Source organism: Rhizobium pisi (genome assembly GCF_003938655.1).
GTDB classification, from domain to species: domain Bacteria; phylum Pseudomonadota; class Alphaproteobacteria; order Rhizobiales; family Rhizobiaceae; genus Rhizobium; species Rhizobium pisi.
The window spans coordinates 1-1,358 of the sequence record NZ_RJJT01000063.1 but is presented as its reverse complement, the minus strand read 5'-3'; the positions used below and the strand labels follow the sequence as shown (position 1 = coordinate 1,358).

Annotated in this window: 1 protein-coding gene; it reads right to left on the bottom strand. The window is 60.8% G+C overall.

The window, feature by feature from the left end:
- Positions 1-65 precede the first annotated feature (65 nt).
- The gene (locus EFD55_RS32895) at positions 66-1,262 is read right to left on the bottom strand and encodes an IS256 family transposase (protein ID WP_125851287.1); all 1,197 of its coding nucleotides are present in this window, start codon (positions 1,260-1,262) and stop codon (positions 66-68) included.
- Positions 1,263-1,358: the final 96 nt, after the last annotated feature.

The following is a 1,358-nucleotide window of genomic DNA, read 5'->3' as shown; positions in this document are numbered from 1 at the left end:
GATCATGTCCCAGGACGTGGTGTAGCTTAGACGACCACGGCTCATCCCAGAGGGCCGGATGAGTGTCAGCTTGCTGCTGGCAGGCTGATGAGGGGATCATCGCTCATTGTGGCGATTGTCTCAAGTGTCATGTAGCGGGATCGCTGGACGGCCCATTCATCGTTCTGTTCGAGCAGCAGCGCACCGACCAGGCGCACGATGGCGTCGTCGTTGGGGAAGATGCCGACGACCTCTGTCCGCCGCTTGATCTCGCCGTTCAATCGCTCAATCGGGTTGGTCGAGTGAAGTTTGGCCCAATGCTGCTTGGGAAAGGTCATGTAGGCGAGCACGTCTTGCTCGGCGCTGTCCATAAGACTGGCGAGCTTCGGTACCTTTGGCCTGATCTGGTCGGCGACGTTGCGCCACTGAGTGCTTGCCGCCTCCGGCGTGTCCTGAGCGAAGGCCGTGGCAATGAAGGCGGAGACAACTCGGCGTCCGCTCTTTCCAGCATGGGCCAAGGCATTGCGCATGAAGTGGACCCTGCAGCGCTGCCAGGTGGCGAAGAGCACCTTCGATACTGCGGCCTTGATGCCCTCATGCGCATCGGAGACAACGAGCTTCACGCCACGCAGACCCCGCCTGGTCAGCTTTCGGAGAAACTCGGTCCAGATCGCCTCGGCCTCGGACGTGCCGATCTCCATGCCGAGCACCTCGCGTCGACCGTCGGTGTTGACGCCGACGGCGATGATTACGGCGACGGAGACAATACGACCACCGCGCCGAACCTTGAGGTAGGTCGCATCGATCCACAGGTAGGGCCATTCTCCTTCGATGGGCCTGTCGAGGAAGACCTTCACCTTCTCGTCGATCTCTTCGCAGAGCCGGGATACCTGGCTTTTGGAGATGCCGCTCATGCCCATGGCCTTGACGAGGTCATCGACGGATCGGGTCGAAACGCCTTGGATATAGGCTTCTTGGATGACCGCCGTCAGGGCCTTCTCGGCCATCCGGCGTGGTTCGAGAAAGCTCGGGAAATAGCTGCCTGTGCGAAGCTTGGGAATGCGCAGCTCGACGGTGCCCGCCCGTGTCTCCCAATCCCGGTCGCGATAGCCGTTACGCTGGGCCAGTCGGAAGCCATTCTTCTCGCCATAGCCCGCGCCGGTCTTCGTGCCGACCTCCAGCGCCATCAGCTTCTCGGCAGCAAAGCCGATCATCTCGCGCAGCAAATCGGCATCGGCGCTCTTCTCAACGAGTGAGCGCAGGTTCATCATGTCGTCGGTCATCGGTGGTGTCCCTCAGGTTGGCTCTAAGCAACCCGACCCTACCGGAAATCACCGATGGCTATGAAATCCAGCTACACCACTCCATGGGACACGATC